The sequence below is a fragment of the Arthrobacter sp. 10N418 genome (assembly GCF_056394725.1).
In genome coordinates this window covers 25,369-48,900 of sequence record NZ_JBFTIK010000015.1, presented here as the reverse complement: position 1 = coordinate 48,900, position 23,532 = coordinate 25,369, and the positions used below count along the sequence as shown (strand labels likewise).

The following is a 23,532-nucleotide window of genomic DNA, read 5'->3' as shown; positions in this document are numbered from 1 at the left end:
GTGAGTAACCCGGTCTTCTTCACCCCCGCAGGATCCCTGGACCAGCAGGTCCCCGGGTCGACCTTTGTCCTCGAGGGCTCCGAGGCGCGCCACGCCGTCACGGTGAAGCGGCTTTCTTCCGGGGAGTCCGTGGACATTGCCGACGGCGCCGGCAAGAGGCTCACGGGCACCGTGACAGCCGTGGCGCCCGGAGCGCTGACCGTGGAGTGCTCTGGCATCTCCGCCGAGCCCCGGCCTGCGATCAGCCTTGTCCTCGTCCAGGCCCTCGCCAAGGGAGACCGCGACGAGCTCGGGGCCGAGACCGCCACAGAATTGGGCATCGACGCTGTCATCCCCTGGCAGGCGGAGCGTTCCATCGTCCGGTGGAAGGCCGAACGTGCCGCCAAGGCGCATGCCAAATGGCAGTCGGTGGTCACGGCGGCGGCGAAGCAGGCACGGCGTGCCTGGATTCCCGAGGTGCGTGCCGCCGTCGACGGCGCCGGCCTGCAGTCGGCCGTTGCCGCCGCCGACCTCGCGGTCATCCTGCACGAGGACGCTGTGCGGCCCCTCCGGGAGGTACTGCAGGCGTGGGCGGACACCCAGGAGCCCGACGGCGGGTCCGCCCGGCAGGGCCGCGAAGTGCTCCTGATCGTCGGCCCGGAAGGCGGCATCAGCCCGCGGGAAGTCACGCGGCTCTGCGACGCCGGGGCGGTCACCGCCCTGCTGGGGCACCACGTGCTGCGCTCATCCACCGCCGGCCCGGCCGCGACCGTGCTGGCAAGCGACGTCCTCGGCCGCTGGTAGGCGGCCGGCAGCCGTCACTGGCTGGCCAGCCCGCCGGAACCACCTCAAAGGCCTGCTTGCCGGACGTGTTCGACGGGCTTATTTGACGGTGAAACCGCGGGTGTCGACGTTCAAGTCCTGGACGGTGCCGGCCGGGTCCAGCTGGGACACCCGGACCTCGTAGTTGCCCGGTGCGAGGTTTACGGACAGGTTGAACACACCGGACTGGGCTGCGTCGGCGGAGGCGGTCGTACTGCCGTTGAGGTAAGCGGACTTGGCGTTGCTGCCGTCCACGCGCAGGATCTCCCAGTGCAGCTTCCCGCCCGGGGCAGTGCTCCGCCCGTTGATCTTGACGGTCCCTTCGCCGATTGATGTCCCTTCCTGCGGATCGATGATCCACACGGGAGCGACCATTCCGGCGCTGCGGGAGGTTGGCGAACCGAGCCGGACATGGTTGAACGCCACATAGTCGGTGTGCCCGTCGACGAGGACCACCACCTGGATCTGTTGTCCGGAATCAATCAGCCCCGCGCTGGCGGCCGCCGCCGTCGCGGTGTAGACGAGTTGCTGGATTGCGAGCTCGGCCATTGCCGCATCCACGTTGCTGTTGAACGCATCCGCCGACACGTCCACCGTGATGACGTTCTTTCCGGAGATGGACGTGGCCAGCTTCTTCGGGTTCTGCCAAGGCGTGAAATAGTCCGGGTCGAGGGGTTTCTGGGACATCATCACCCGGAGGGCGCGCGTCACCGGGTTGTCCTGTTCCGGAACGTCACGGAACTCCCGGTACAGGAACACATTCTCATTGCTCCGGCCGATCCAGTAGACCGGGGCCTTGTTGGAGGTCTGGGTGGTTTCGAGCGGAGCGCTGGTGCTCGGGGCCCCGGAGGAGGCGGGGCCCGGGACGACCTGGGACGGGCTGCTGGAGTTTGTGATCCCGGACTGCGGCGTTGCCACACAGCCGGACAGCACCATGGCCGCGGGCAGCAGCAGGAGCAGCACGCCCGGGCGGATGCGCCCGACTGCCGCTGACTGTCCAACTGCACGCTGCCTGATTGCCACTGTCCTTTCGTCGATGCTTCCCCCGGCCAACTGCCCGTTCCCTGCCAGGTCCCAGGGCCCGTTCCCTGCCAGGTCCCAGGGTCCGTTCCCTGCCAGGTCCCGGGGCCCGTTCCTGCCGCCCGCACCCGGGCCGTGGCCGATTTCCAGCATGGCACACCGGTCCGGCGCAGCACCGTGCTTTGCCAGCGGGGGCCGGAACTGCAACGGGAACGATATGAGGCCGATACAAAGTTGATACCTAAATTGGCGAAAAGCGGGCCGGAGACCGTCCGTTCGGCGGCCCCCGGCGTGCGGCGTGCCGTGCTGGCGTAAGATGGAAGGACCTGCTGAACCCGACCCCAAAGGCGAGCACCGCCGTCGGACCGGTTCGGGGGGACAGACCATTTCCGTACTGGAGGGGACCAGAGGCCCGCGGGCCAACACCATGACTGAAGCAGCGAACAGCAAGGCCCGGATGAGCGCCGGAGGGCGCACCGCGGGTGAATTCCCACACTCCCTGCCGGGGCTGCGGACGGAGGTGGTCCTGTTCGACGATTCGGATCAGATGGTCCAGTCGCTGGGCAGCCACGACGAAGCTTTACGGTTCATCGAAAACCAGTTCCCGGCCGTTGACTTCCACGTCCGCGGGAACGAACTCTCGATCAGCGGGCCCTCCGCCGACGTGCCGCGGATCATGCGCCTGCTCAACGAGGTGCGCGGCCTCGTCGCCAGGGGCACCGTCATCACCCCGGCGGTGCTGCAGCAGCTCGTCTCGCTGCTCCGCAGCCAGTCACTGCAGAACCCCGTTGACGTGCTGACCACCAACATCCTCTCCACCCGCGGGAAGACCATCCGTGCCAAGACCCTGAACCAGAAGAACTATGTGGACGCCATTGATGCGAACACGGTGATTTTCGGGATCGGCCCGGCGGGCACCGGCAAGACGTACCTGGCGATGGCGAAGGCCGTCCAGGCCCTGCAGCAGAAGGAAGTCAGCCGCATCATCCTGACCCGGCCTGCCGTGGAAGCGGGGGAGCGGCTGGGCTTCCTGCCCGGTACCCTGAGCGACAAGATCGACCCTTACCTGCGGCCCCTGTACGATGCCCTGCACGACATGATGGACCCCGAATCCATCCCCCGCCTGATGGCGGCCGGAACCATCGAGGTCGCGCCGCTGGCCTACATGCGCGGGCGCACGCTCAATGACGCCTTCATCATTCTTGACGAGGCGCAAAACACCACCCCGGAACAGATGAAGATGTTCCTTACCCGTCTGGGCTTCGGCTCCAAGATGGTGGTCACCGGCGACATCACCCAGGTGGATCTGCCGTTCGGCACCCGATCGGGGCTGCGGATTGTCGAAGAGATCCTGCAGGGCATCGAGGACGTCAACTTCTCAGTTCTGGACGCGTCCGACGTCGTCCGGCATCGCCTCGTGGGCGACATCGTCAATGCCTACAGCATCTGGGACGAGATCCAGCGGAGCCGGGTCAAGCACTCCGTTGCCCGGGAAACGCGGGGAGAGCGCGCATGAGCATCGAGGTAAACAACGAATCCGGCGTCACCGTCGACGAGGCCGAGCTGGTGTCGCTCTCGCGGTTCATCTTCGAACGCCTCTTTATCCACCCCCAGGCCGAACTCTCCATTTTGCTCGTGGACGAACCGGCCATGGAGAAGCTGCATATCGAACTGATGGACGAGCCCGGATCCACGGATGTGCTCTCAGTCCCGATGGACGAGCTCACCCCGGGCACTCCTGACAAGCCAACCCCGCAGGGCATGCTTGGCGACATCGCCATCTGCCCCCAGGTGGCAGAGGTCCAGGCCCGGGACGCCGGCCATTCCACCCAGGACGAGATGCTGCTGCTCACCACCCACGGCATCCTGCACCTGCTTGGCTATGACCACGCCGAGCCGGAGGATAAGGAAGAAATGTTCGGGCTGCAGCGTGAGCTGCTTTCGGCCTTCACCGGCAAAGAGGCCCCCTCAGAGACGATTCAGTGACCCCACTGATCCTTGCCGGCATGGCGCTGGTGTTCCTGAGCTTTGCCGCCGTGCTGACCGCGGCCGAGTCCGCCTTCAATTTTCTTCCCCGGCACGACGCCGAACAGGCGGTCATGCACAGCCGGGGGACCGCGCTCAAACGCATCCTGGCCCAGCCCGTGGCTCACATGCGGGCCCTCAGGTTCTGGCGAATCTGGTTCGAAATGGCCTCCGCCGTCGCCGTGACGGTACTGCTGCACAGCGTCCTCGACAATGTCTGGCTCGCCGGGCTGGCCGCTACCGGCATCATGGCGCTGATCGGATTCGTGATTGTCGGCGTCTCGCCGAGGCAGCTGGGCCGCGTCCACGCCACCGGCCTGGTCCGGTTCAGCGCACCCCTGGTCCGCTCGCTGTACGCGGTGCTGGGACCGATTCCGGGGTGGCTGGTCACCCTGGGCAGCGCTGTCGCGCCCGGTGCGCCGGCTGACAACGAGGCGTTCTTCAGTGAAGAGGAATTCCGCGAACTCGTGGACCGTGCGTCCGAGTCAGACGTAATTGAGGATAACGAAGCCGAAATGATCCAGTCGGTCTTCGACTTCGGGGACACCCTGGTGCGCTCCGTGATGGTGCCGCGCACCGACATCCTCTGCATCGACTCCGGATCCAGCCTGCGGCGCGCGATGTCGCTGTTCCTTCGCTCCGGGTACTCGCGGATCCCGGTGATCGGCGAGAACACGGACCAGATCCTCGGCATCGTGTACCTCAAGGACGTCGCCGCCGTGATCCACAATCTCCGCCCCGGCGAGGAACCGCCCCTCGTGGATGAGCTCGCCCGCGAAGTCCGCTACGTGCCGGACTCCAAACCGGTCAGCGAGCTCTTGCGCGAGCTTCAGAAGGAATCGACGCACGTCGCGATTGTCATCGATGAATATGGCGGAACGGCCGGACTGGTCACGCTCGAGGACCTGATCGAGGAAATCGTCGGCGAGATCGTGGACGAATATGACACCGAGAGCGCCGAGGCCGTCGAGCTCGGTGACGGCAGCTACCGCGTCAGCGCCCGCATGAGCATCGATGACCTCGGCGAGCTTTTTGACATGGAGCTCGACGACGACGAAGTGGACACCGTGGGCGGCTTGCTCGCCAAGGCGCTCGGGCGGGTTCCGATCGTCGGCAGCACCGTCCAGGTCCACGGACTGACGCTCCGCGCCGACCGGCTGGAAGGCCGGCGGAACCGCGTCAGCCACATCATTGCCGCCGCCGTTGCCAAGACCGCCGTTCCGAATGAAACTGACCTTGAAGACCTTATCGACGAGGCCGCACCAATCCAACAGGGAGCCCCACGTGAGCAAGCAGAATAAGACCGACGGCGAAGCAGCCTACGGCGGCTACCGCGCCGGATTCTCAGTACTGGTAGGGCGACCGAACGCCGGCAAGTCCACCCTCACCAACGCCCTGGTGGGCAAGAAGGTCGCGATCACCTCCGCCAAGCCGCAGACGACGCGCCACACCATCCGCGGCATCGTCCACCGGGACGACGCCCAGCTGATCCTCGTGGACACCCCCGGGCTGCACCGCCCGCGCACCCTCCTCGGCAAGCGGCTCAATGAGCTCGTTGCCGACACCCTCGCCGAAGTCGACGCGATCGGCTTCTGCCTGCCGGCCAACGAGAAGATCGGCCCCGGAGACAAGTTCATAGCGGCCCAGCTCGCGGCCGTCGGAAACAAGCCGATCATCGCCATCGTGACGAAGGCGGACCTCGTAGACCGCCAGGCCCTCACCGAGCAGCTGCTCGCCGTCGCGGAGCTCGGCCGCAGCGTCCTGGGCGAAGAGGGCTGGAAAGACATCGTTCCGGTCTCCGCCACGGACGGCTTCCAGGTGGGCACCGTGGCGGACGTGCTGATCAGCCACATGCCGCCGTCGCCCCCGCTGTACCCGGACGGCCACCTGACCGATGAGCCGGAAGCCGTGATGGTCGCCGAACTCATCCGGGAGGCCGCCCTGGAAGGCGTCCGCGACGAGCTGCCCCACTCCCTGGCCGTGGTGGTTGACGAGATCGTGCCGCGGGAGGGCAGGCCCGAGGACAGTCCGTTCCTGGACGTCCGGGTCAACCTGTACGTCGAACGGCCCTCACAGAAAGCCATCATCATCGGCAAGGGCGGCGCCCGCCTCCGCGAAGTCGGCACGACCGCCCGCAAGGGCATCGAGGCGCTCCTGGGCACCCGGATCTATCTTGACCTGCACGTGAAGGTCGCCAAGGACTGGCAGCGCGACCCGAAGCAGCTCGTAAAACTTGGCTTCTGAACAGGGCCAACGGGGGGACTCCGGCCCGCCCCGCCGCTCCCAAAAGGGCGAACACGGGCGTTTTCCCAGATTCGGACACTAAAATAGGTTGACTCCCGTTCGTGAAGGAAGGCTTAACAAGTGGTTCGACCCCGTGAAGACCGTGCAGGCGGCAACGGCTCGCCGGTCCGGTCAGGCGCGGCGGCCCGGCATACGGAAGATCCTTCCGTTGGTCCGGCACGCCATCTCGGCGCTGTCCGACATACTCCCGCCTGGCTGAAGATCGGCACGGCAGTGGTCGCCGTCCTTCTGGTCGGCGTCGTCGCCTTCGGCGCCTATTGGACCATCCGGTTGCAGGGCAACATCAGCAAGGCGCCGCTGACGGCGGGAAGCACCAAGACCGAGGGCGCCGTGAGCGACTCGACAGACCGGATGCAGATCCTGGTCCTGGGCTCCGACACCCGCGACGGCAAGAACTCCCAGTACGGCAGCGCCGACGACTCCACCGGGTATGGGCATTCGGACGTCATGATGCTCCTGGACATCTCGGCTGACAACAAGCGCGTCAATGTCATCAGCTTTCCCCGTGACCTGCTCGTCGACGTCCCCAAGTGCAAGGACGCCAAGACCGGTACTGAGTACCCGGCCCAGAAAAACGTCATGATTAACTCGGCGATGTCCGAGGCCGGCATCGGCTGCGCCGTGGACACCGTCAACAAGATCACAGGGATGGAAATCGATCACTTCATGATGGCCGACTTCAATGCCGTCAAGGAACTCTCCAACGCCGTCGGTGGCGTGGATGTCTGCGTCAGCGATGCCGTTTACGACCCGGATTCCAAGCTGCGGCTGCCCAAGGGGACCTCCCAGGTCCAGGGCGAACAGGCTCTGTCGTTCGTCCGGACCCGCCACGCCTTCGGCGACGGCGGCGACCTTGTGCGCATCAAGGCCCAGCAGGGCTTCCTGTCCTCGCTGACCCGGAAGATCAAGAGCGACGGCACACTCACCAACCCGGGCCGTATGCTGAACATCGCTGATGCCATCACCAAGAACCTGACCATTGACGACGGCCTGGCCTCCGTTCCGACTCTGTTGACGGTGGCGAACCGGCTGAAAGACATCGACGTCAGCAAGGTTGCGTTTGCGGCGGTCCCGACCGTCCCGGCGGCGTCCGATCCGAACCGCCTCCAGATGTCGGAGCCCGGAGCCTCCCAACTCTTCGCCGCGATGCGCAAGAACGTGGACCTGACAGACCCGACGGCGAAGCCGAGTGGTTCGGCGGAGCCGAGCGCCAGCGCAGCGCCGACAGCCACTCCCTCCGCCCCCGCCTACGACAAGGCCTTGCAGGCGGTCACCGTGGCCAACGGATCGGGGGTCCCCGCACGGACCCAGGAAGTTCTGCAGACCCTGACCACCGGGGGCTTCACCCAACTGGGCCAGATCACCGCCAGGCCCGTTGCCAAAACGGCGGTCTACTACGGCGCCCAGTACGCCGACGTGGCCGGGGACGTTGCCGCCCTGCTCGGGATTCCCGCGGGCCAGGTCCTTCCGGCCGCCGGTGTGGCGGGCGTCCAGGTCTACCTGGGCAGCGATTTCGCGAGCAGCCCGGCTACCGGGGATGCGCCGGTGGCATTGCCCACAGACATCGTCAACCAGACGGCCGGGGACACGGTTTGCCAGCAGGCGAACCCGGCGCTGATCACGCGCTGATCAGCTGCGGGGCCGGCCGCCTGCCGGCCCCACCCATGGTCACCAGATGCTGACGCGTTCCTGGGCCGGCATCCACATTCCGTCGTGTTCGGTGACGCCGAAGGCCGCATGGAATGCGTCGAGGTTCTTCGCAATGGCGTTGGTGCGGAACTCGTTGGGGGAGTGCGGGTCGGTGGCGAGCCGTCGGATCGCTTCCTCATTCCTCATAACCTGCCGCCAGCTGGCAGCCCATGACGCGAAGAACCGCTGGTAGCCGGTAAGGCCGTCCAGTACGGGCGGCTCTGCCCCACCGAGGCTGATGAGGTACGCCTTGTACGCAATGGTCAGGCCGCCAAGGTCGCCGATGTTCTCGCCCAGGGTCAGCCGGCCGTTGACATTATGCCCGGGCGCCGCGCTGGGGGAGAGCGCGTCGAACTGCGCCACGAGCTTCGAGGCCAGGGCCTCGAACGCTGCACGGTCTTCCCCGGTCCACCAGTTCCTGAGCAGGCCGCGGCCGTCATACTGCGAGCCCTGGTCATCGAAGCCGTGTCCGATCTCGTGGCCGATCACGGCACCGATGCCGCCATAGTTCACGGCGTCGTCGGCGTCAGCGGTGAAGAACGGCGGCTGGAGCATGGCGGCCGGGAACACGATCTCATTGAGCAGCGGATGGTAGTAGGCGTTGACCGTCTGGGGGGTCATCAGCCACTTCTCCCGGTCCACGGGTTTGCCGACCTCGTCGAGGTGCCGGTCGACGTCGGCGTTGTGCGCGCGCTCCACGTTCCCCAGCAGATCGGCCGGATCGATCTCCACCGCCGAATAGTCGATCCACTTCTCCGGGTAGCCGATCTTGGACCGGAACGACTCGAGCTTCCTGAGCGCCTCCAGCTTCGTGTCCTCGCCCATCCAGGCCAGTCCGGTAATGGACTGCCGGTACGCCTCGATCAGGTTCGCGACGAGCGACTGCATGCGCGCCTTGTGCGTTTCCGGGAAATGCCGGGCGACGTAGATCTGGCCCACCGCCTCGCCGAGGGCGGCCTCGACGACGGCGACGCCACGCTTCCAGCGGTCCTTGTTGCGCGGAGTGCCGCTAAGGGTGGTGCCGTAGAACGCGAAATTCGCGTCCACGAACTCCGCGGAGAGGTACGGTGCTGCCGCGCCGACGACACGCAGGGCGAGCCACTCCTGCCACGTGGCGAGAGGCACCGTGTCGAGCAGGGATGCGGCCCCGGCGAAGAACTCCGGTGTGCTTACGACGATCTCGGCGCGCTTTTCGGCCGCAATGCCGGCCGCGTCGAACCACGTGGCGAGGAGGGGAAAGAGTTGTCCCGCCTCATCGGCGGACTTCAGGTTGTAGGTCTTCTGCGGATCCCGCAACGTGACGTTGTCCCAGTGGTGCGAAGCGAGGGAAGTCTCCAGTTCCACTACACGGCCGGCGGCGGCTCCGGAGTCGGCCACACCTGCCAGGGCTAACATCGCCTGGACGTGTTCGCGGTAGGCCCGGACCACGGGAGCGAACTTCTCCTCCCGGTAGTAGGATTCGTCCGGAAGACCGAGGCCGCCCTGGCCGGTGTACAGCAGGATCCGGTCCGGGTTGCCGGCGTCCGGGGCCGGGTAGATGTAGAAAAGTCCCGGAACATCGGCACGGAACAGGCGGCCTGCGAGCATGATCAGTTCAGTCATTGACGTCGTGGCGAACACCTCAGCAAGACGGTTCCGGATCGGCTCCGGCCCCTTGGCCTCCACAGCCGCTTCGTCCATGAAGCTGTTGTAGAGGTCGCCGATCTTCCGCTCGATTCCCGTGGCATCGTTACCTTTTCCGGCGGCCTGTTCGATGATGTCCTTCACGGCCAGCTCCGAGGCATCGCGGAGGGCGGTGAAGGCGCCCTCAACTGCGCGGTCGTCGGGAATCGCGGAGCTCTTGATCCAGCCGCCGTTGACGTTGAGGTACAGGTCGTCCTGCGGCCGGACGGTGGCGTCAATATAGGACAGGTCGATCCCCGAAAGTGGCACGGATTCTCCTTTGAGAGGCGGGCCGGCACCGGGCCGGTGGCGGTCCGAGGTCTGCATGGTGGACGTTGCGGTGGTATGGCTCCTTCATCTTACGCACCCGTGTTACTGTGAAAAGGTGCGCGCAGAACTGCTCCTTCTTAGCTGCCGCGGCGAGGCTTTAGACGCGATCTAGCGCAAGGCCCACCCTCGCTGCGGAGTTTGTGTTGCCCGGCCACCCTTTTAGCAGGAATCACAGAAAAGGCCCCGATAGTAATGCGAAACGCACAAAAACCCTCAGGAATGCCGGTCCACCGCTACGTCCCGTTCCAGGACATGATCACGGTCGACGTCCCGGACCGCACCTGGCCTGACAAGGTCATCACGAAGGCTCCGCGCTGGTGCGCCGTAGACCTGCGGGACGGCAACCAGGCCCTGATCGACCCCATGAGCCCGGCCCGCAAGATGAAAATGTTCAAGCTGCTCGTCCGTATGGGCTACAAGGAGATCGAGGTCGGCTTTCCCTCGGCATCCCAGACTGACTTCGACTTCGTCCGGCTGCTGATCGAGGGCAACCACATCCCGGACGACGTCACCATCCAGGTCCTGACCCAGGCCCGCGAGCACCTGATCGAGCGGACCTATGAGTCCCTCGTCGGCGCCAGGCAGGCCATCGTCCACCTGTACAACTCAACGTCGGTCCTGCAGCGCCGTGTGGTCTTCAACCAGGACGAGGACGGCATCCTGGATATCGCGCTCCAGGGCGCCCGGCTGTGCAAGAAGTACGAGGAGACCCTCGCCGACACCCACATCACCTACGAGTACTCGCCGGAATCTTTCACCGGGACCGAACTCGAATACGCAGTCCGGGTCTGCAACGCAATCGCCGACGTCTTTGAGGCATCCGCCGACAGCCAGGTCATCATCAACCTGCCCGCCACAGTGGAAATGGCCACGCCCAACGTCTACGCCGATTCCATTGAGTGGATGAGCCGCCACCTGCACCCGCGCGAGGGCATCATCCTGTCCCTGCACCCGCACAACGACCGCGGCACCGGGGTCGCCGCCGCCGAGCTGGGGTACCTGGCCGGGGCGGACCGGATTGAAGGCTGCCTGTTCGGCAACGGCGAGCGGACCGGCAACGTGGACCTCGTAACGCTGGGCCTGAACATGTTCGTCCAGGGCGTGGACCCCATGATCGACTTCTCCGACATCGATGAAATCCGCCGCACGGTGGAGTACTGCAACCAGCTGCCGGTCGCCGAGCGTTCGCCCTACGGCGGTGACCTCGTCTTCACCGCCTTCTCCGGCTCGCACCAGGACGCCATCAAGAAGGGCCTGGAAGCCCTCGAAAAAGATGCCGCCGCTGCCGGCAAGGACGTCGCCGATTACACCTGGCAGGTCCCGTACCTGCCGGTCGATCCGAAGGACCTCGGACGCAGCTACGAGGCCGTCATCCGTGTCAACTCCCAGTCCGGCAAGGGCGGTGTGGCCTACCTGCTCAAGAACGAGCACAGCCTGGACCTGCCACGCCGCGCCCAGATCGAGTTCTCCGGCGTCATCCAGAAGCGGACCGACACGGTCGGCGGCGAAGTCAGCGGCGCCCAGCTCTGGCAGGTCTTCCAGGACGAGTACCTGCCGTCCGGCTCCGCGGACCAGCAGTGGGGGCGGTACGCCCTCGGCGCCGTCAGCACCGAATCCGATGAGGACGGCACGATGACCCTGACCGCCGCTCTGAAGGTGGACGGCACCCAGGTCCGCCGCTCCGGAACCGGAAACGGGCCCATCGCGGCACTGCTGGGCATCCTCCGTGAAGACGGCGTCGACGTCCGGGTGCTCGACTACACCGAGCATGCCCTGTCCGAAGGCGGCAGCGCCCTCGCCGCGGCCTACGTCGAATGCGCGGTCGGGGAACGGGTGCTGTGGGGCGTCGGCATCGACGCCAACACCACCACGTCCTCGCTCAAGGCCGTCATCTCGGCCGTGAACCGGGCCATCCGGGACGTCCGCGGCTGACCGCCGATTGAGACTCCGCGCGCTGCGCCGGCGGCACGTCCCGGCGGCGCAGCGCGTTCCCTTGCCGTGTTTCCCGAAAGACAGTGCGAAGATTAACTGTGGCCCAACAATCCTTTGCAGCGCGCACCTACCGCGACGACGCCGTTGTGCTGCGCACCCACAAGCTGGGCGAGGCGGACCGCATCATCACATTGCTGACCAAGCACCACGGCCAGGTCCGGGCAGTCGCCAAAGGGGTGCGGCGCACCAGTAGCCGCTTCGGCGCCCGGCTGGAGCCCTTCATGGTTGCCGACCTCCAGCTGCTTTCCGGGCGCAGTCTGGACATCGTCACCCAGGCCGTCGCCAAGGGAGTCTATGGCGGCAACATTGCCGCCGACTACGGCCGCTACACCGTGGCGGCAGCGATGACCGAAACTGCCGAGAAACTCACCGACGTCGACGGCGAATCCGGAACCGCCCAGTACAACCTGCTCGTGGGCGCGCTGGCGTCGCTGAGCCGGGGCGACCACGCGCCGGAGCTGATCCTGGATTCCTACCTGCTGCGTGCCCTGTCCACCGGAGGCTGGGCCCCGAGCTTCACGGACTGCGCGCGCTGCGGCGCACCCGGGCTGCACAACGCCTTCTCTGCCCCGCTTGGCGGCATGGTATGCCCCGAGTGCCGTCCGCCGGGTTCCCCGGCACCCGCCGCGGAAACAGTCCTCCTGCTGGGTGCGCTGCTGACGGGAAACTGGACGGCGGCGGATTCCTCCGAGCCGGTCCACCGCCGCGAAGCAGCCGGCCTCGTCGCCAGCTACCTGCAATGGCATCTTGAACGTGTCCTGAAATCCCTCAAACATGTGGAGCGAACCTAACTGTGGCCCTGGGAAGAAATTTAGGCAGGAACCTGGAAAAGAATCCGGGAAAACAGGGCCCGGTGCGGCAGCGCAGCACCCCGGTGGCCGCCCCCTACCCGCACCCCTCCGGCGAGGTGCCCCCCGCCATCCCCGCTGAGTTGATTCCGCGGCACGTCGCGATCGTCATGGACGGCAACGGCCGGTGGGCAAACCAGCGGGGACTGCCACGGATCGAAGGACACAAGGCCGGTGAGCCGGCCCTGCTGGACGTCATGGCCGGGGCGATCGAGCTCGGAATCCAGCACGTCAGCGTCTACGCTTTCTCGACCGAAAACTGGCGCCGCTCTCCGGAAGAAGTCCGCTTTCTGATGGGATTTAACAAGGACGTGCTGCGTCGCCAGCGGAACCAGCTCGATGAGTGGGGCGTCCGCATCCGATGGTCCGGCCGCCGCCCGAAGCTGTGGGGCTCGGTGATCCGCGAACTCGAAGAAGCCGAGGACTACACCCGGGGCAACACCACCTGCACGTTGAACATGTGTGTTAACTACGGGGGACGTGCCGAGATCGCCGACGCCGTGTCCGCGATCGCCGGGGAAGTGGCAGCCGGGCGCCTCAAGCCCGGGGCGATCACCGAAAAGACCATCCAGAAGTACCTGGACGAACCCGACCTTCCGGATGTTGACCTGTTCCTGCGCAGCTCCGGCGAGCAGCGGTTGTCCAACTTCATGCTGTGGCAGTCCGCCTACGCCGAATTCGTCTTCCTGGATACGCTCTGGCCGGACGTGGACAGGCGCACCTTGTGGGACGCCGTCGAGATCTACGCGAAACGGGACCGCCGCTATGGCGGGGCGATCGACGCCGCGGCCGGCAGCCCGGTGGCCTAATCCAGATCCTGGTCCCGGACCATCAGCCTACGTCGCTGCCGTCCGCGACGTAGGCCCGGATCCAGCGGGCGAGCCGGGCATAGGCGTCGGCGCGCACGCGTGGCGCGGACAGGAACACGTCATGCAGCGCGCCGTCGATCCGCTCCAGCGTCACGGTGCGGCCCAGGCTGAGCGCGCGGAGGGCGATGGTATTGACATCCAGGACTGCGTCCATGCGGCGCATCGACTCCCTCCAGAACATCCCGTTGGCGCTGGCGCCCGAGATGAGCACGAGGATCGGGACGTCGATGTTGAGCCCGCGCGCCACCTTGGCCTGGCCGGCGAGCACGGCACTGAGCCAGCCGGCGCGGACCGGGAAGGCATGCGGCGGCCGGTACTTGTCATCCAGCGCCCATTCGCCCTCGGCCGAGCTGCTGATGCTGCGCCAGTAGAACGCCCGCTCAGGGAGGCGGATGACGGATTCGGGCCAGAGCCGCGCGAAGGGCTCCACCATCGTCCGGGCGGCGCGGCGCAGCGCGGGGCTGCCGTGCACCTCCAGCCACGGGCTGTCGAGGACCAGCTGGGCGGCCTTCCCCGGGTGCCGGCTCGCCCACAGCGCCGCAATGAGGCCGCCGGTGGAATGTCCCATGAGGGTCAGGAACGGCGAGGGTGACCCTTCCGTGCGGAGCGAACCGATGATGCCCAAGGCCGCCGTGATCTCGGCGTCGTAGTCGTCAAGATCGGCGACGTAGCCGCCGTGGGTGCCCGGGCGCAGGCTCCGCCCGTGGTTGTGCATGTCCAGGGCGAAAAACCCGAATCCCTGGCCCGTCCAGAACTCTGCGAGCTCTTCGTTGAAGAAGTAATCGCTCCAGCCATGCAGGAACAGCACCGCCCGCCGCGGGAATCCGCCCGGGTGGTCACGCCCGCCGGGGACATGCCGCACGAGGGTGGCCGTCCGCTGGACGCCGTCCGGTCCGGCTGCCTGAAACGCGCAGGCCTGGAAATCCTCGCCCAGGATGTCCGTCTGCCAGTCCATGGTGCCCACCTAGACGGCCGACGCCGCAGCGCGGCCGGCCGAGCGGCCGGAAAAGAGGCATCCGCCGAGGAACGTACCCTCGAGCGCGCGGTAGCCGTGGATGCCGCCACCGCCGAACCCGGCAGCTTCACCTGCGGCGAAAAGTCCGGGCACGGGCTGCCCGGTGGCGTCCAGGACCCGCGACTGCAGATCCGTCTGGATGCCGCCCAGGCTCTTGCGCGTCAGGACGGAAAGCCGGACCGCGATCAGGGGGCCGTGGCGGGGATCAAGCATCCGGTGCGGAGGTGCCACACGCATGATCTTGTGGGTGGCAAAGCGGCGGGCGGCGCGGATGGCAGCCAGCTGCGGGTCCTTGCCGAGCCCGCTGACTACTTGCCGGTCGCGGGAGCGGAGGAGCCGGTCCAGCGCCGCCGGATCAATCAGCTGCGCGCCGGTAAGCCGGTTCATCCGCTCCGCCAGTTCCGCAGGCGTGCCGGCCTGGAGGAAGTCCACCCCGCGATCCAGGAACCGCTGCAGTGGCGTGTCGCTGCCGCGCCGGAGCCGTGAGGCCAGCAGCCGCACGTCCTTGCTCGTGAGATCGGGGTTCTGCTCCGAACCCGAGAGGGCGAATTCCTTCGTGGCGATGGTCTTGTTGAGCACAAACCACGAATAGGAGTGGCCGGTGCCCACGATGTGCCGGAGGGCGCCCAGGGAGTCGAAGCCCGGAAAGAGGGGAGCGGGGAGCGTGCGCCCCGTTGCGTCCAGCCACAGGGCGGACGGGCCGGGCAGGATCCGGATGCCGTGCCGCGGCCACACCGGGGAATGGTTGTGGATGCCCTCCGGATAGTGCCACATCCGGTCACCGTTGATGAGCCTGCCACCGGTCCGGGCTACGGCGGGCAGGAAATCCCCGTCCACGGAGGCCGGCACGCCGCTCAGCATGGCCTCCGGCGCTCCGTGGCCCGTCGGCTGTCCCGGCCACTGCTTCCGCACAGTCCCGTGGTTGCCGCCGATGCCTCCGGTCGTGACCACGACGGCCGATGCCGAAGCTTCGAAGCCGCCTGCGATGCCCCGCGACGACTCCTCGCCGCGTGCCGCGCCGCTGCGCTCAAGGACCTCGCCCCGCACGCCGCTTACGCGTCCCGCCGTCGTCACGAGTTCCGTCGCGCGGTGCCGGAAATGGAAGGCCACTCGGCCGGCGGCCTCGCCTTCGCGCAATTTTGCCAGGAAGGGGGCCACGAGGGCCGGTCCGGTGCCCCATGCGACGTGGAAGCGCGGCACGGTGTTGCCGTGGCCGTCGGGACCGTAGCCGCCACGTTCTGCCCACTGCACGAGAGGGAATAGCCGCACGCCGAGCGAGGAGAGCCACGCGCGTTTCTCCCCGGCCGCGAAATTGACGTAAGCCTCAGCCCAGTCCCGCGCAAGCTCATCTTCCGGCCGGTCAAATCCGGCAGAGGACAGCCAGTCGGCCAGGGCCAGTTCCTCACTGTCCCTGACGCCCAACCGGCGCTGCTCCGGGGAATTGACCAGGAAGAGTCCGCCGAAGGACCAGTGCGCCTGGCCGCCCACGGACGCCTCAGGCTCCTGGTCCAGGACAGCCACCCGCCGGCCGGCCGCATAGGCCTGCGCCGCGGCCACAAGCCCGGCGAGCCCTGCGCCCACGACAACCACATCAGCTTCGATCAGGGGCCCTGGAGTGCTGCGGATATCCGTCGTGACACCATCATTGCTGGTCATGGCTTCATGCTAACGCTCCGCCACCAGGGCGGCTCGTTGCGCCGCCGGGCGGTCACACAGGCGGGGGACCGGAGTGCGGGTTTGGTCTGGGCGGTCCGAACGGCAAAACTAGAGCCATGCGCGTATACCCGACATTCTTCAGGCTGGCCTTTTCGTGGATGGACGCCGAACGCGCCCATAGGATCGGCTTCAAGGCCATCCGCCTGGCCCACAGCTGCGGCGCCGGACGGGTGCTGCAAAAGTTCACGGCCCCCGCGGCCTCGCTTCAGACGCAGGCCTTTGGCCTGACGTTCCCGTCACCCTTCGGGCTGGCTGCCGGCTTCGACAAGGAGGGCCACGGCATCGAGGCGCTGACCGAGCTCGGCTTCGGCCACGTGGAAGTCGGAACCATTACCGGCGAAGCCCAGCCGGGAAACCCGGCACCGCGGCTGTTCCGCCTTGTCGAGGACCGGGCCGTCATCAACAGGATGGGGTTCAACAACGACGGCGCCGCCGCAGTTGCGCCGCGCCTCAAGTCCGCACGGGCTGCCCTGCAGCGCCGCCACCCTGCCGTCCGTCCGGTGATCGGGATCAACATCGGCAAGAGCAAGGTCGTCGAGCTTGAGGATGCGGTCGCGGACTACCTCGTCAGCGCCCGCAGCCTTGCACCAGCCGCGGACTACCTCGTTGTCAACGTCAGCTCCCCGAACACTCCCGGACTCCGGCTGCTGCAGGACGTCCAGACGCTGCGCCCCTTGCTGATGGCAGTGGGGGAGGAAGCCGACAAGGCCGCCGGCCGCCACGTGCCGCTGCTGGTGAAGATCGCGCCGGATCTGAGCAACGAGGACATCGACGACGTCGCACGCCTCGCCCTGGACCTGAAGCTGGACGGCATCATTGCCACCAACACCACGATCGCCCGCACCGGACTCGTCTCGAGCCCGGACAAGGTGCAGGCCTGCGGTGCGGGCGGCCTCTCCGGGGCGCCCCTGAAGAAGCGATCCCTGGAAGTGCTGGCCCGGCTCAAGGCCGCCTGCAACGGTGACCTCGCCCTGGTCTCCGTCGGCGGCGTCGAGTCCGCGCAGGACGTCCAGGAACGGCTCGACGCCGGTGCCACCCTGGTGCAGGGATACACAGCGTTCCTTTACGAGGGGCCCTTCTGGGCTGCACGCATCAACCGCCTGCTGGCGAAGCATCCAAGCCGGCGCTGAGGCGCCACGGCACGAAAAAGCCCCGGCAGTTGACTGCCGGGGCTTTCTGTTGGCGGTCCGCACTGGTGCAGGGCCGCCCGGGGACGTCGGGTGTGGGGTGCCGGGTCAGGCGGGAAACTCGCCGCGCTTGACCAGGGGCTTGGGCAGCCGGAGGCGGCGGAACTGGAGCGAGCGCATCGAGCCGTACCAGACAGTGCCGCGCTCGACGTCGCCGAACTTCCCGGCGAGGCTCTTCTTGAGCTTGCGGGAGAGGATAAAGACGTCCACGAAGACGGCCAGGAACATGACCCAGAAGGCGCCCAGTACATAGATCATCTGGTCGCTGGAGGCCGGGACGAGGAGCGAGACGACCACGAAGACGAGGGCGCCGAACATGAGGTACTCGCCCAGGCTGAAGCGTGCGTCGACGAAGTCGCGGGCGAAGCGCTTCTGCGGGCCCTTGTCCCGCAGCGGCAGGAACTTCTCATCCCCGGTGTCCATGGCCTGCCGCATCTTGAGCCGCTGGTCCTGCATGGCCGTGCGTTCCGCGGCCTTGGATGCCTTGCGGTCTTCCGGCACGAGCGGGCGCTTGCGGGCGGCCACCTGCGTACTGCGCTTTGGCGTGGGTGCTCCCTTGCCGATGGCGGCGCCCCGGGCTGTTGCCCCGGCGGCCTGCTGGTCAACTACGTCCTGCGCCGATGGCGCTTCCTTTTTACGTCCAAACACCCCTAAAGAATACCCCGCGCCGGCGGGCGCGAGACCCAGCCCACACCGCGTCAGGCGGCCGCGGGGCTGTTTGCGGTGATTCCGGACGCGGGTAGTCTTTTCGCCATGACTTCATCAACCGCGGGGAACCCGCAGTCCACCACCGCCCACGTCGGAAACTTCGACGCCGGGGCCCTCCGTCACGCCGTCACCGAATCGTTCGATGAGACGATCAGCCAGTTGAAGGACCTCGTCGCGATCCCGGGCATCGCCTGGCCGAGCTTCGACCAGGCCCCTCTGAACCGAAGCGCCGATGCCGTCGCCGAACTCGTGCGAGCCAGCGGTTTCGACGACGTCCGGATCCTCCGTTGCGACAAGGAGGATGGCACCCCCGGCGGGCCGGCCGTGGTCGCGCGCCGCCCCGCCACCGAGGGCAAGCCGACCATCCTTCTCTATGCCCACCACGACGTGCAGCCCACCGGCGATCTTGCGCTGTGGGAAACCGGGCCGTTCACCGCCGTCGAACGCGACGGACGCCTCTACGGCCGCGGTGCCGCGGACGACAAGGCCGGCATCCTGGCCCACATTGCAGCCTATTCCGCAGTGACCCGGGTGCTGGGGGATGAGCTGGGCCTTGGAGTGACGTTCTTCTTCGAAGGAGAGGAAGAAGCCGGATCGCCGACGTTCCGGACCTTCCTTGAGACCCACCGGGAAATGCTGCGCGCGGACGTGATCGTCGTCGCCGACTCCAGCAACTGGAAGGTCGGAGTGCCGGCCCTGACTACGAGCCTGCGCGGCCTCGTGGACGGCACCATCGAGGTCAGGGTCCTGGATCACGCCGTGCACTCCGGGATGTTCGGCGGCCCCGTCCTGGATGCTCCGACGCTCCTCGCCCGCCTCATCGCGACGCTGCACGATGACGAGGGCAGCGTAGCTATTGAAGGCCTGGTTAGCCGGGACGACGTCGACGTTGACCTCACCGAAGCCGAATATCGCGCGGATGCCTCCGTGCTCGACGGCGTGAAGCTCGCCGGTACCGGCAGCATTGCCTCACGGATGTGGACCAAGCCCGCACTGTCCATCATCGGCTTTGACGCCCCCGCGGTGGATGTCGCCTCGAACACGCTGCTGCCGCGGGCCCGTGCCAAGTTCAGCATGCGGCTGGCCCCCGGCCAGGATCCGGCGGCCGCCATGGAAGCCGTCCGGAAGCACGTTCAGTCCCACGCGCCCTTCGGCGCTGAGGTGGTGTTCACCCCGGGGGAGAGCGGCAACTCGTTCCTGACAGACACGGCCTCCAAGGCCGCGAGCCTTGCCATGTGGGCCCTCGGGGAAGCCTGGGGCGTACCGGCGGTCGAGATGGGGATCGGGGGTTCCATTCCCTTCATCGCCGACCTGACAGATCTGTACCCTGACGTGCAGATCCTGGTGACCGGGGTGGAGGACCCGGATTCCCGCGCGCACAGCGCCAACGAATCCCTCCACCTGGGCGACTTCCGGAACGCCATCATCGCTGAGGCGCTCCTGCTGGCACGCCTGAACGAGGAAGGCGCGGCCTGACCGGCCCGGCCGGCCGGGCGGGCGTGTATTCCGGGGGAACATCCAGCCGGCTGCGACGGTTACGTCAGGAGTTAGAGCTACAGAGCTGATCGACGTAGCATGTAGCTGTAGCCCATACCGTTTAAGTAGGGGCGGGCGCCGTAAGAGCGGAGCCGCCACCACCGTTGCAAGAAGGTAGGCCATGAGCACTACAACCAATGAAAACAGCGCCGACAGCACCGTCACGGCGGCCGGTGACCTGGCCACCCACGAGGTCCAGTTGACCGATGTCGCGGCCGGCAAGGTCCGCAGCCTCCTCGAGCAGGAAGGCCGCACTGATCTGCGCCTCCGCGTCGCCGTGCAGCCCGGCGGTTGTTCCGGCCTGATCTACCAGCTCTACTTCGATGAGAGGCTCCTCGACGGAGATGCCGTCCGCGACTACGACGGCGTCGAAGTCGTCGTCGACAAGATGAGCGTCCCCTACCTCAGCGGCGCCAGCATCGACTTCGAGGACACCATCTCGAAGCAGGGGTTCACGATCGACAATCCGAATGCCGGCGGCTCCTGCGCCTGCGGTGATTCCTTCCACTAAGGCCGGGCATACTGCCCGGCCTTAGTGCCGTCCGGATTCCGGTTGCGGGGACCCAAAAAATGGGTCCCGACGCACGGTGCGGACATGTGGGCGAAAACTCCCGGGGAGCGGTAAGCTCTACACCGAGTAGTAAAACTTTTCGTGTGCCCTGGCCGTCAATGGCGGCGGGGCGACAGCAACAAGTAGGAAGGGCCGTCTGTGAGTTCGCAGAACCGAACCGGCAGCCGACGCAAACAGATCACTACGATCACTGGCTTGGCACTAGCCGGCGCGTTGGCTTTGACTGGATGTTCACCAGAGGTACAGAAGGGGTGGCTGCCCACCGAGCGTGACACCACCAGCAACACTGGCACCATCATGGACCTCTGGGTCAACTCATGGATTGCCGCGCTGGTCGTCGGCATCATCACCTGGGGCCTGATGATCTGGTGCATCGTCGCGTACCGGCGCCGGAAGGGCACCGTAGGATTCCCCCGGCAGAGCAGCTTCAACCTGCCGCTGGAGGTCTTCTACCTCACCATCCCGCTGTTCATGGTCCTGGTGTTCTTCTACTTCACCGACCGTGACGTCCAGTCAATCGATGACCGCTCCAAGCCCGCCGACGTCACGGTCGACGTCCGTGCAAAGCAGTGGGCGTGGGACTTCAATTACAAGAAGGGCGACGTCATCACGGACGACGTCCACGAAGCCGGCGTCCAGGCGCACCTGACCGGCAACGACGTGGACAAGGAAAAGCTTCCCACGCTCTACCTCCCGGTCAACAAGTCGGTCGACCTCGAACTGAACTCCCGCGACGTCATTCACTCCTTCTGGGTTCCGGCGTTCCTGCAGAAGCGCGACGTGATCCCCGGAAAGACGAACTACATCAGGTTCACCCCCACCAAGGAGGGGACCTACGACGGCAAGTGCGCCGAACTCTGCGGCGAGTACCACTCGGAAATGCTGTTCCGCGTCAAGGTTGTCTCCCAGTCAGAATTCGACACCCACCTGAACCAGCTGCGCCAGGACGGGAACACCGGCCTGCTCGGTGACGAGTACGACCGCAACCCGGTCCCGACCGAAACCAAGTAAGGGGAGCGACGTGGCAACTTACACTCAATCCGCCGGGATCCTCGAGGCTCCCGTAGTACCCAGGTCCAAGGGACGCATCGTCGTCAACTGGATCACCTCAACCGACCACAAGACGATCGGGTACATGTACCTGATTGCATCCTTTGTGTTCTTCTGCCTCGGCGGCATCATGGCGCTGCTGATGCGCGCCGAGCTCTTCGAACCGGGCATGCAGATCCTGCAGACCAAAGAGCAGTACAACCAGCTCTTCACCATGCACGGCACGGTGATGCTCCTGATGTTCGCAACGCCGCTGTTCGCCGGCTTCGCCAACGTCATCATGCCGCTCCAGATCGGCGCGCCCGACGTCGCCTTCCCACGCCTGAACGCCCTCGCCTTCTGGTTCTTCCTCTTCGGCTCCACCATCGCCGTCTCCGGGTTCATCACACCCCAGGGCGCGGCGTCGTTCGGCTGGTTCGCCTACGCCCCGCTGTCCAACACGACGTTCAGCCCCGGCATCGGCGGCGACCTCTGGGTCTTCGGCCTGGCCCTGTCCGGCTTCGGCACCATTCTTGGCGCGGTCAACTTCATCACCACGATCATCTGCATGCGGGCCCCGGGCATGACCATGTGGCGCATGCCGATCTTCACCTGGAACGTTCTCGTGACGGCAATCCTCGTCCTCATGGCCTTCCCGCCGCTGGCCGCCGCACTGTTCGCACTCGGCGCTGACCGCCGCTTCGGGGCGCACATCTTCGACCCCGCCAACGGTGGCGCCGTCCTCTGGCAGCACCTGTTCTGGTTCTTCGGCCACCCCGAGGTTTACATCATCGCGCTGCCGTTCTTCGGTATCGTCTCCGAGATCTTCCCGGTGTTCAGCCGGAAGCCGATCTTCGGCTACAAGGGACTCGTCTACGCAACGATCTCCATTGCCGCGCTCTCCGTCACCGTGTGGGCACACCACATGTACGTCACCGGCTCGGTACTGCTGCCGTTCTTCTCCTTCATGACGATGCTGATCGCCGTTCCGACCGGCGTGAAGTTCTTCAACTGGATCGGCACCATGTGGGGGGGCTCCATCACCTTTGAGACCCCCATGCTCTGGAGCATCGGCTTCCTGGCGACCTTCCTGTTCGGCGGCCTGACGGGCATCATCCTGGCCTCGCCGCCGCTGGACTTCCACGTCTCCGACTCCTACTTCGTGGTGGCACACTTCCACTACGTCGTCTTCGGCACCGTGGTGTTCGCCATGTTCGCAGGCTTCTACTTCTGGTGGCCGAAATGGACCGGCAAGATGCTCAACGAACGCCTCGGCAAGATCCACTTCTGGATGCTCTTCCTGGGCTTCCACGGCACGTTCCTGATCCAGCACTGGCTCGGCGTCGAGGGCATGCCCCGCCGTTACGCCGACTACCTGCCGCAGGACAACTTCACCTGGATGAACCAGTTCTCCACCATCTCCTCGTTCGTTCTCGGCGCCTCGATGATCCCGTTCCTCTGGAACGTGTACATCACCTGGCGCAGCAGCGAACGCGTTGAAGTCGATGACCCGTGGGGCTTCGGCGCCTCACTGGAGTGGGCTACATCCTGCCCGCCGCCGCGGCACAACTTCACCTCACTGCCGCGCATCCGCTCGGAGCGACCTGCCCTGGACCTCCACCACCCGGAGCTCTCCCTGTCGTACACCGCAGACTCTCCTTCCCCGGCAGCAGCAGCGCTCGGTAACGCCGACCAGAAGGACACCGCAAAGTGAAGATCGAATCAAGGATTTTTGGCCTCGGCGCCTTCTTCTTCGTCCCGATGGCGTTCATCTATGGCTACCTGACCCACTGGTCGGAATGGGTCGGCGCCCTGGCGATCCTGCTGGTTGGCGGACTGGTCGGCATGATCGGCGCCTACCTCGGGTTCACCGGCCGACGCGTCGGCATGCGTCCCGAGGACCGCAGCGACGCCGAGATCCACGAAGGAGCCGGCGAGCAGGGCCACTTCAGCCCGTGGAGCTGGTGGCCGATGGTCCTGGGCCTGGCATGCGCCGGTGGATTCCTCGGCCTCGCCGTGGGATTCTGGATCACGTTCATTGCCGGTGGCCTCGCTATCGTCGCACTCGTAGGCTGGGTCTACGAGTACAGCCGCGGGGACCACGCACACTAGCGTCCTGCAGGACTTAATTTCATAGCACAAACGACGGCGGGCCCCACCAATGGTGGGGCCCGCCGTCGTTTGTGCCGCCTGCCGGACGACGCCGGCAGCCTCGCCGGGCGTTTGCCAC

General features: G+C 66.4%; 20 protein-coding genes. 15 read left to right on the top strand and 5 right to left on the bottom strand.

The features are described from left to right. Nucleotides 1–783, top strand: coding sequence for a 16S rRNA (uracil(1498)-N(3))-methyltransferase (locus AC1DCZ_RS13320; protein WP_476975008.1), 783 nt, complete (start codon nucleotides 1–3; stop codon nucleotides 781–783). A 78-nt stretch (nucleotides 784–861) separates the two neighbouring features. Here AC1DCZ_RS13320 and AC1DCZ_RS13315 read toward each other — a convergent pair whose 3' ends face one another. Beyond that, the gene (locus tag AC1DCZ_RS13315) at nucleotides 862–1,737 is read right to left on the bottom strand and encodes a GerMN domain-containing protein (protein WP_476975049.1); all 876 of its coding nucleotides are present in this window, start codon (nucleotides 1,735–1,737) and stop codon (nucleotides 862–864) included. A 511-nt stretch (nucleotides 1,738–2,248) separates the two neighbouring features. Between AC1DCZ_RS13315 and AC1DCZ_RS13310 the strand changes: the two genes are divergently transcribed. From AC1DCZ_RS13310 to AC1DCZ_RS13290, 5 genes are all read left to right on the top strand, one after another. Next, nucleotides 2,249–3,337 (top strand): PhoH family protein, encoded by a 1,089-nt coding sequence (locus tag AC1DCZ_RS13310; RefSeq protein ID WP_476975007.1) that lies wholly within the window; start codon nucleotides 2,249–2,251, stop codon nucleotides 3,335–3,337. Beyond that, nucleotides 3,334–3,807 (top strand): rRNA maturation RNase YbeY, encoded by a 474-nt coding sequence (gene ybeY, locus AC1DCZ_RS13305; RefSeq protein WP_476895569.1) that lies wholly within the window; start codon nucleotides 3,334–3,336, stop codon nucleotides 3,805–3,807. The genes AC1DCZ_RS13310 and ybeY overlap by 4 nt, the downstream gene beginning before the upstream one ends. Further along, nucleotides 3,804–5,147, top strand: coding sequence for a hemolysin family protein (locus AC1DCZ_RS13300; RefSeq protein WP_476975006.1), 1,344 nt, complete (start codon nucleotides 3,804–3,806; stop codon nucleotides 5,145–5,147). Before ybeY ends, AC1DCZ_RS13300 begins: the two co-directional genes overlap by 4 nt. Then, nucleotides 5,131–6,090: a GTPase Era gene (gene era, locus AC1DCZ_RS13295; protein WP_476895567.1), complete on the top strand. Its 960-nt coding sequence runs from the start codon at nucleotides 5,131–5,133 to the stop codon at nucleotides 6,088–6,090. The genes AC1DCZ_RS13300 and era overlap by 17 nt, the downstream gene beginning before the upstream one ends. A 120-nt stretch (nucleotides 6,091–6,210) precedes the next feature. Next, nucleotides 6,211–7,779: an LCP family protein gene (locus AC1DCZ_RS13290; RefSeq protein ID WP_476975005.1), complete on the top strand. Its 1,569-nt coding sequence runs from the start codon at nucleotides 6,211–6,213 to the stop codon at nucleotides 7,777–7,779. 39 nt (nucleotides 7,780–7,818) lie between these two features. Here the strand turns inward: AC1DCZ_RS13290 and AC1DCZ_RS13285 are convergent, their stop codons facing one another. Then, nucleotides 7,819–9,771, bottom strand: coding sequence for a M13 family metallopeptidase (locus AC1DCZ_RS13285; RefSeq protein WP_476975004.1), 1,953 nt, complete (start codon nucleotides 9,769–9,771; stop codon nucleotides 7,819–7,821). Between the two features lie 252 nt (nucleotides 9,772–10,023). Between AC1DCZ_RS13285 and leuA the strand changes: the two genes are divergently transcribed. The 3 genes from leuA to AC1DCZ_RS13270 all read left to right on the top strand — a co-directional run bounded on the left by leuA (nucleotide 10,024) and on the right by AC1DCZ_RS13270 (nucleotide 13,480). After that, nucleotides 10,024–11,763 carry a 2-isopropylmalate synthase gene (leuA, locus tag AC1DCZ_RS13280; RefSeq protein WP_476895564.1) on the top strand — a complete coding sequence of 580 codons (1,740 nt, stop codon included), beginning with the start codon at nucleotides 10,024–10,026 and terminating at the stop codon, nucleotides 11,761–11,763. A 98-nt stretch (nucleotides 11,764–11,861) separates the two neighbouring features. Then, complete coding sequence (gene recO, locus AC1DCZ_RS13275) at nucleotides 11,862–12,614, top strand: DNA repair protein RecO (protein WP_476975003.1); 753 nt, start codon at nucleotides 11,862–11,864, stop codon at nucleotides 12,612–12,614. Between the two features lie 62 nt (nucleotides 12,615–12,676). Beyond that, entirely contained in the window at nucleotides 12,677–13,480 is an 804-nt protein-coding gene (locus tag AC1DCZ_RS13270) for an isoprenyl transferase (RefSeq protein WP_476975002.1), read from the top strand. A 22-nt stretch (nucleotides 13,481–13,502) separates the two neighbouring features. On the opposite strand, the gene AC1DCZ_RS13265 is transcribed toward AC1DCZ_RS13270, so the two are convergent. Then, a complete protein-coding gene (locus AC1DCZ_RS13265) occupies nucleotides 13,503–14,495 on the bottom strand; it encodes an alpha/beta hydrolase (RefSeq protein ID WP_476975001.1) in 993 nt (330 codons plus the stop codon). Nucleotides 14,496–14,504: 9 nt separating this feature from the next. Then, on the bottom strand, nucleotides 14,505–16,211 hold the full coding sequence (locus AC1DCZ_RS13260; RefSeq protein ID WP_476975000.1) for an FAD-binding dehydrogenase: 1,707 nt from the start codon (nucleotides 16,209–16,211) through the stop codon (nucleotides 14,505–14,507). A gap of 116 nt (nucleotides 16,212–16,327) precedes the next feature. Here AC1DCZ_RS13260 and AC1DCZ_RS13255 point away from each other — a divergent pair, with 116 nt between their 5' ends. After that, the gene (locus AC1DCZ_RS13255; protein WP_476974999.1) at nucleotides 16,328–17,401 is read left to right on the top strand and encodes a quinone-dependent dihydroorotate dehydrogenase; all 1,074 of its coding nucleotides are present in this window, start codon (nucleotides 16,328–16,330) and stop codon (nucleotides 17,399–17,401) included. Nucleotides 17,402–17,506: 105 nt separating this feature from the next. On the opposite strand, the gene AC1DCZ_RS13250 is transcribed toward AC1DCZ_RS13255, so the two are convergent. Next, nucleotides 17,507–18,106 carry a DUF3043 domain-containing protein gene (locus AC1DCZ_RS13250; RefSeq protein WP_476974998.1) on the bottom strand — a complete coding sequence of 200 codons (600 nt, stop codon included), beginning with the start codon at nucleotides 18,104–18,106 and terminating at the stop codon, nucleotides 17,507–17,509. Between the two features lie 105 nt (nucleotides 18,107–18,211). On the opposite strand from AC1DCZ_RS13250, the gene AC1DCZ_RS13245 reads away from it, so the two are divergent. From AC1DCZ_RS13245 to AC1DCZ_RS13225, 5 genes are all read left to right on the top strand, one after another. Further along, entirely contained in the window at nucleotides 18,212–19,642 is a 1,431-nt protein-coding gene (locus tag AC1DCZ_RS13245; RefSeq protein ID WP_476974997.1) for a M20/M25/M40 family metallo-hydrolase, read from the top strand. Nucleotides 19,643–19,823: 181 nt separating this feature from the next. Further along, on the top strand, nucleotides 19,824–20,213 hold the full coding sequence (locus AC1DCZ_RS13240) for a HesB/IscA family protein (RefSeq protein WP_476895556.1): 390 nt from the start codon (nucleotides 19,824–19,826) through the stop codon (nucleotides 20,211–20,213). 198 nt (nucleotides 20,214–20,411) lie between these two features. Then, nucleotides 20,412–21,284: an aa3-type cytochrome oxidase subunit II gene (gene ctaC, locus AC1DCZ_RS13235; protein WP_476974996.1), complete on the top strand. Its 873-nt coding sequence runs from the start codon at nucleotides 20,412–20,414 to the stop codon at nucleotides 21,282–21,284. A 10-nt stretch (nucleotides 21,285–21,294) separates the two neighbouring features. Then, a complete protein-coding gene (ctaD, locus tag AC1DCZ_RS13230; protein WP_476974995.1) occupies nucleotides 21,295–23,016 on the top strand; it encodes an aa3-type cytochrome oxidase subunit I in 1,722 nt (573 codons plus the stop codon). Further along, nucleotides 23,013–23,414, top strand: a complete 402-nt coding sequence (locus AC1DCZ_RS13225) for a cytochrome c oxidase subunit 4 (RefSeq protein ID WP_476895553.1) — start codon at nucleotides 23,013–23,015, stop codon at nucleotides 23,412–23,414. The genes ctaD and AC1DCZ_RS13225 overlap by 4 nt, the downstream gene beginning before the upstream one ends. Nucleotides 23,415–23,532: the final 118 nt, after the last annotated feature.